Below are 7265 nucleotides of genomic sequence, written 5' to 3'. Positions count from 1 at the left end.
GACGGCGGTGGTCCTGGCGGCGCGGCGCGCACCTGGCGGCGGGCGGCCGTGGCCATCCGGCGGAGGTGGGCGACGCAGGCCGCGGTGGTGCCCGCGTCTCCCACGAGTCCGCCCTTGGTGACGACCGGCAGTCCGTTCCAGGGGCCGCCGACGAAGGTGCCGGCGACCGCCAGGGGCACCAGTTCCTCCTCGACGTCGAGGCCGACGGCGCCGAGTTCGGCGAGGAGGGCCGCCGAGACGTCGCCGCCGGTGGTGAAGAGGCCGTCCACACGCCCGTGTTCCAGGGCGCGGCGCACGACGGCGGCCAGGGCGAGCGGCAGTCGGGCGGCGTCGCCGGGTGCGGCGTCGACGATGTCGGCGTCGTCGAGCACGGTCGCGAGCAGCACGATCCGGTGGGGTCCCGCGGTGGCGACGGCCCGCGCCAGGGCGGCGGCCGTGGCCGACACGTCGGGGACGGCGCCGGCGCCCGCCGGCACCGGTCGGACGACATCGACGGGGTGTTCGGCGCGCAGCCGGGCGAGTTGGGCGCGGGTGAGCCGGGTGGTGGAGCCGGAGACGGCGAGGATCGGGGCGCCGGCTGCCCTGGCGGTGAGGCCGAGGGCCCTGGCGAGGGCCAGCGAGGCCGGCCCCGGGTCGACGCCGACCCAGGTGATCTGGTCGCCGCCGACCGCCGCGGCGGCGGTGGCGATCCGGTCCAGGTGGCCGGTGGTGAGGGCGTCGGCGACGATCACGTCGGGCTCGGCGGCGAGCAGCCGGTCGAGCGTGTCCGTGAGTTCGTCGGGATCGCCGGTGACCGTCGACAGCGGCAGCGGGGCGCTGCGCAGCCGACCGGCCTGGGCGGCGAGCAGCTCGGCGACGTCCGAGGTGGGCAGCGGCGAGCGGGGGTCGTGGGCGAGTTCCGTCTCCTCGAGGCGGACGCCGTCGAGGAGTTGCCGGCCCTGGACGGTGTGCCGGCCGGCCCCGGGGTGGGCCGGGGCGCACAGCGCGACGGCGCGGCGGCCCGAGCGTTCCGTTACGGCCCGCAGCGCGGCCGCGGTGGTGGCGCCCACGTTGCCGCGGAGGGTGGAGTCGATGCGGTTGCAGACCAGGGCGGCCGGCCAGCCGGCGTGGATGGCGGCGGTGATCCGCTCCGCCGCCTCGGCGGGCGGGAGATGGCGGCAGTCCGTGCTCACCACGACCGCGTCGAAGCGGGCGGCGAAGTCCGTGAGCACGTCGGTGCGCCAGCCCGCGCCCGCGGTGACGGCGCGCAGCCCGGCCCGGGCAAAGCCGGCGGCCGTGGCGTTCGCGCCGGTCAGGTCGTCGGCGACCACCAGGACACGGCCGGCCTCTCGGACTGCCAGCCGCCTGAGCACCATGCCGATCCCTCCGGACGTCCGCCGAGCGGTCCGGGCATCATGCGCCCGCCAAGATGATCGAAACAAGCATCTGGCGTCGGCGAGTTCGAGGAATCGCGCAGGTTCTCCGGCGCATGCTGACTGGTGTGGTCACCGCGCGGGGCCGCCCGCCCGGGTCAGCGGTGGAGGGGCGGCGGGTCGCCGGGGTAGCTGCCGTCCCGGCTGGTGACGGTGAAGATGCCCGCCATGCCCATGTCGGAGTGGCTCTGCACGTGGCAGTGGTACATCCAGTGCCCGGGGCCCACGTGTTCGCCGGCGATCACCTGGAAGCCGAAGGACTCGGCGGGTCCGGTGATCTTGGTGTCGATGATCCGGCTGGGATCGTTCTCGTCGGCCAGCAGTCCGGTGCGGTTGTCGGCCCAACGGTGCCCGTGCATGTGGAACGTGTGGTAGAACTCGCCGTGCGTGATCATGATGATCTCGCAGCGCTCCCCGATCCTCGCGCGGAGGTTCGGGCCCTGGTGCGCGGGGCGGTTGTTGATCGTCATGTCGTTGAAGACGATGGTGAACTGCCTGTCCGGCAGGATGTCTCCCTGGCGCCGGACGACCAGCGGGCCGTAGAGCCCCTTCTGTAGTCCCACGGTGCCGTGCGGGGTGCCGACGACGTGGTCGTGGTAGTGCCAGTAGCCGGCGCTGCCGGGTATCACGGTGCCGTCGGAGCGGATCCCGGGGGCGTGGGAGTTCCAGGTGTAGAGGCGGCTCTCGCCGGGCGGCACCGTACTGCCCGTGAGCGGTGTGCCGTCGCTGTCGTTGGCGTAGTCGACGCCGTGGACGTGCAGGGAGACGGGGACGTCGAGGGTGTTCACGAGGTCGATCTGCAGGGTGTCGCCCTCGTACATCTCCAGGAGCGGACCGGGGACCCGCGCCTCGCCGGGTTCGAGGCCGTAGCCGAGTCGCCCGTCCGGGAGGACCTCGGCGTACATCGTGAACCGCCGCACCTGGGCCGTGCGCGCGGCGGGCACGGCCTGCGCCCGCGCCGCCCCGAGGGCCGTGATGCCGGCCGGGGCCAGCGACGCCGCGGCCGCGCCTCGGGTGAAGGATCGCCGGGAAAACACTGGTCGCCGCATGCGGTGCCTTCCTCGCTCATCGATGAACGACTGTGACCGACACGTGATCGTATGTCCATGACAAAAGTTTGGCCACTCCCAGGACAAAGTTCGCTCGAACTCGTCGCTAACCATTGGCGGTTCGACAAAAACCGTCTAGCTTCCTACGGCGTCTCTGCTGTCACCCGAGAGGGACCTGACACGCCATGAGCCGCAAACCACTGCTGTTAGCACTGGCCGTCACCATGACCACCGCGCTGCTCGGCGGAGCCCCGGCCGCCGCCGGCTCGGACGGCCGGACCACCGCCGACCCGATGCCGGGCGGTCCCGAAGCTCGGGTGCTGGTCTTCCACGGCGCCGACGCCCCGCCAGAACGGACCCGGGCCGGCGTCGAGGCCGTCGAGGCGCTCAGCGCCCAGGGGCCGAGCCAGGAGCACTTCGAGGTCGAGACGACGACGGACCCGGCTGTCTTCGACCCTGCCGGGCTGACCGAGTACAACGCGATCGTCTTCCTCTCCCCGGGCAGCACCGTGCTGACCGACCGCCAGGAGTCCGCCCTGCAGAACTACGTCCGCATGGGCGGCGGGTTCGTGGGGGTGCACGACGCGGCCCGCGCCCAGCCCGACTCGGCCTGGTTCACCGACCTGCTCGGCACCCGCCCGGACCCGGGCAGCCCGCAGCAGGCGCAGACCGCCGTCGTGGAGGTCGGCGACCGGGTCAACCCGGCGAGCCGGGGCCTGCCACTGGAGTGGGCACGCCGCGACGTCTGGTTCAACTGGACGGAGAACCCGAGCGGCGAGGTGCACACCGTGGCCCGGGTGCGGGAGCGCAGCTACACGCCGGGCAGCGGCGCCGAGGGCTGGGACCACCCGATCTCCTGGTGCCGCGACTTCGACGGCGGCCGGTCGTTCTACACCGGCATGGGCGGCACCGAGCGGAGCTTCGTCGAGGAGAACTTCCGCAAGCACCTGCGCGGCGCGCTGCTGTGGGCCAGCCGGCTCACCAGCGCCGACTGCCAGGCCACCATCACCGACAACTACGAGGCGGAGCGGATCACCGCCCCCAACCAGCCGGAGGCCCTCGACCAGATCGGCGAGCCGCACGGTCTCGACATCGCCGACGACGGCCGCGTCTTCTACATCGGCCGCGGCGGGCGCTGGTCGAACGCCCCGGTGGTCACCAACTGGAACGACCCGAACATCGGCCTCGGCCCGGGCACCGTCCACGTCTACGACCCCGAGACCGAGGAGGTCACGCTCGCCGCCACGCTGGAGGTCTTCGGCAACAAGGGCGGCGGCGAGGAGCTGGTGAAGAACGAGGAAGGCCTGCTCGGCATCGCGCTCGACCCCGACTTCCTCGACAACAACTGGGTCTACCTGCACTGGACGCCGCACTCCGGCATCGACCGCGAGACCAGGATGGCCGAGCGCCGCGTCTCCCGCTTCACCTTCGATCCGGAGACCGGCACCCTCGACCTGGCCTCGGAGCGGACGTTGCTGTCCTGGCCGGTGCAGATCCACAGTTGCTGCCACGCCGGCGGCGGGATGGACTTCGACTCGGACGGCAACCTCTACATCGCCACCGGCGACAACAACTCCTCCGGGTTCAGCGACGGTTACTCCGGCAACAACCCCCAGCCCACCTTCGAGGGCGTGTCCTTCGCCGACGCCCGCCGCACCGCGGGCAACACCAACAACCTCAACGGCAAGATCCTGCGGATCCACCCGGAGGACGACGGCACGTACACCATCCCCGAGGGCAACCTGTTCACCGGCGAGGAGGAGGGCGGCGGCCTGACCCGCCCCGAGATCTACGTGATGGGCGTGCGCAACCCGGCCCGCATCGCCATCGACCCGGAGACCGACTGGCTGTACGCCGGCTGGGTCGGTCCCGACGCGGCGAACCCGAGCACCACCTGGGGCCCGGCCAAGTACGACACCTTCGCCGTCATCACCGAGGCGAGCAACCGGGGCTGGCCGTACTGCATGGGCAACAACCAGCCCTACCGGGACCGGAACCTGCCCGACCCGACGCAGCCGCTCGACTGGTACGACTGCGACAACCCGAGGAACGAGTCCCCGCACAACGACGGCCTCGTGGAGCTGCCGCCGGTCACCCCCAACAACATCTGGTACTCGCCGCAGGGCGGCGCCCCCGACTACCCGCGCGACGCCGACGGCATCCCCACCTACCGCGCGCAGGACCAGAGGTTCCTGCTGCCGTGGCTCACCGGCGGCGGCCAGGCCACCATGAACGGCCCGGTCTACCGCTACGACGAGGAGCGGGAGAGCGACGTCGCCTGGCCCTCCTACTGGGACGGCAAGTGGTTCGTCGGCGACTTCTACGACGGCGACCAGCCGCGGCACGCCGTGGTGACCGACCCCGGCAACGTGGCCGGCGGCGGCATCCCGGTGCACGCCGAGAGCCTCGACCGGATCATCCCGGTCGGACAGGGCGGCATCCGCAACCTGATGGACTGGAAGTTCGCCCCGGACGGCTCGCTGTACGTCCTGGACTACGGCCGTGGCTTCTTCAACGCCGACTCCGCCTCGGCGCTGTGGCGCGTCACCTACACCGGCGGCCCGCCCACCCCGCTGCCCGAGGACCTGCTCCGCACCCGATCCTGACCCGCCCCCGAGGCAGAAGGGAGGAACGAGCTATGACGCACGGCAGTACCCGCGCCCTCGCCGCCGCGCGCGCGGCGAACGCACGCCGCCGGATGGCGGTGCTGCTGGCCCTGTGCCTGGCGGCGCTCGCCCTGGGCACGCTCCCCGGCGCCCGCGCCGACCAGCGACGCGACGGCGACCGACCCCCGGCCGCCCAGCAGGTGCTCACCTGGACGGCGGACAACGACATCACCCGCTACCTGTCCGCGCCCACCACGGCGGTCGCCGGAGAGGCGACGCTCGTCTTCGAGAACAGCGCGGCCACCGGCAACACCACCGGCATGCCGCACACGCTGACGTTCGACACCTCCGACCCGGCGTACAACAACGACGTCGCCGTGAACATCATGGCCAACCCCAACGACGCCAACGGAGGCCGGTACGAGGTCACGGTCAACCTCTCCCCCGGCACCTACCGCTTCTTCTGCGCCATCCCCGGGCACGGACAGATGCAGGGCGAACTCGTCGTCACCGAGGGCGGCAGCGGCGAGGACACCACCCCGCCGGAGGCCACGGCCGACGTCGAGGGGCAGCAGAACGCCGACGGCGACTACGTCGGCAGCGCCACCGTCACCCTCGCCGCCACGGACGGCGGCTCGGGCGTCGACCGGATCGACTACGCCGTCGACGGCGACGACTTCACCCCGTACGAGGCGCCGATCGTGCTCAACACGGTGGGCGAGCACACCGTGACCTACCGGGCCACCGACAAGGCCGGCAACGTCTCGGCCAACCAGGCGGTCACCGTGCGGGTCGTCCAGCCGTCCGGCGAGGACACCACCCCGCCCGAGGTGACGGCCACCGTCGAAGGCGAGCGGAACGCCGACGGCGACTACGTCACCATGGCCACGGTCTCCCTCACCGCCACGGACGACGACTCCGGCGTGGCCGGCGTCGAGTACTCCCTCAACGGCGGCGCGTTCACGCCGTACACCGCCCCCGTGATGGTGCACAGCGTGGGCGACCACACGGTCGGCTACCGGGCGACCGACAACGCCGGCAACTCGTCGGCGACCAGGACCGTCGCCTTCTCCGTCGTCGCCCCCGACGACCCGGGCGAGCCCGGCGAACCCCCGGTCGTCTGCCCCGAGTCCGACGACCGGCCGCTGGTCGTCGTCGGCGACGAGGAGACGGGCGTGCCCAACCGCACCGCCCCGGACGGCTGCACCATCAACGAGGTCATCGAGGACGAACGCGGCTGGTCATCCAAGGGCTCCTTCCTCACCCACGTCCGCACCGTGACCGACCGGCTGTACATCGCCGGCATGATCGACGAGGACGGCCAGGCCAGGATCAGGGAGGCCGCCGAGCGCTCGGACGTCGGCGAGCCCGGCAACCGGGAGGGCTACGAGCGGATCCTCACGGGCACCGCGCAGTCCCTCGACCGCTGGGCGCACGTCGGCGGCGGCGCCTTCGAGCTCAACGACGACGGCTCCATCACCAGCAGCACCACCGTCGCGGGGATGGGCATGCTGTGGTTCCCCGAGGCGCAGTACGGCGACTTCTCGCTGCGGCTCAAGTTCCGCGACGACGCCCCGGGCGACGCCTCGGCGAACAGTGGGGTCTTCGTCCGCTTCCCCCGGGTGCACAACCACCCGGAGGAGTCCAGGCCGGAGTGGGTGGCCATCAAGTACGGCCACGAGGTGCAAATCTTCGACGGCCGCAACGGCGACCAGTACAAGACCGGCTCCGTCTACGGCTTCGACGTGGTGAACCGGGGCGAGGCCATGCCCGTGCCCGGCGGGGTCTGGAACGACTACGAGATCCGGGTCGTCGACCAGCACTACTGGATCTACCGCAACGGGCTGCTGATCAACGAGTTCGAGAACGCGCCCGGGCAGTTGTTCTCCCCGCCGCGCTCCGACGACCCGGGCACCGACGGGCGGCAGCACGACACCGGGTACATCGGGCTGCAGACCCACGGCACCTCGGACGTGATCTCCTTCCGCGACATCCGCATCCGGTCGCTGTAGCGGCCGTCCGCGCCCCGGCGGGGCCCGTCGCCACCGGCGGCGGGCCCCGCCGCGACTTCTGACGGGGTGGTGCGTCGGTTCGGTGACGACGGCGGTCAGGTGTCCTGACCGTGGGTCGGGCTCGGCCGCTTCAGGAGGGCGTCGAGGAGGTGGGCGAAGAGGAGGCGGCCGGCCCAGGCCGTGGGC

At 72.3% G+C, this 7265-nt stretch carries 4 protein-coding genes; 2 read left to right on the top strand and 2 right to left on the bottom strand.

Annotation, left to right across the window (positions count from 1 at the left end; translation table 11 throughout):
* Positions 1–1355 (bottom strand): four-carbon acid sugar kinase family protein (locus E1265_RS30720; RefSeq protein ID WP_132934245.1); only part of this gene is annotated, 1355 nt, incomplete at its 3' end.
* Between the two features lie 155 nt (positions 1356–1510).
* Positions 1511–2461 (bottom strand): multicopper oxidase domain-containing protein, encoded by a 951-nt coding sequence (locus tag E1265_RS30715; RefSeq protein ID WP_132934244.1) that lies wholly within the window; start codon positions 2459–2461, stop codon positions 1511–1513.
* A 293-nt stretch (positions 2462–2754) separates the two neighbouring features.
* On the opposite strand from E1265_RS30715, the gene E1265_RS30710 reads away from it, so the two are divergent.
* Entirely contained in the window at positions 2755–5067 is a 2313-nt protein-coding gene (locus tag E1265_RS30710) for a ThuA domain-containing protein (RefSeq protein ID WP_132934247.1), read from the top strand.
* Positions 5068–5099: 32 nt separating this feature from the next.
* On the top strand, positions 5100–7079 hold the full coding sequence (locus E1265_RS30705) for a family 16 glycoside hydrolase (RefSeq protein WP_243741232.1): 1980 nt from the start codon (positions 5100–5102) through the stop codon (positions 7077–7079).
* Positions 7080–7265 lie beyond the last annotated feature (186 nt).

It is taken from the genome of Streptomyces sp. 8K308, assembly GCF_004348315.1.
In the GTDB taxonomy this organism is placed as follows: domain Bacteria; phylum Actinomycetota; class Actinomycetes; order Streptomycetales; family Streptomycetaceae; genus Streptomyces.
Note: the sequence above shows the minus strand (reverse complement) of the source record. Positions and strands in the feature narration are given on the sequence as shown.

What these genes read in the sequence shown, in the direction of transcription:
- E1265_RS30715 (WP_132934244.1), bottom strand. Translation starts at nt 2,461, where the DNA reads ATGCGGCGACCAGTGTTTTCCCGGCGATCCTTCACCCGAGGCGCGGCC.
- E1265_RS30705 (WP_243741232.1), top strand. Translation starts at nt 5,100, where the DNA reads ATGACGCACGGCAGTACCCGCGCCCTCGCCGCCGCGCGCGCGGCGAAC.
- E1265_RS30710 (WP_132934247.1), top strand. Translation starts at nt 2,755, where the DNA reads ATGCCGGGCGGTCCCGAAGCTCGGGTGCTGGTCTTCCACGGCGCCGAC.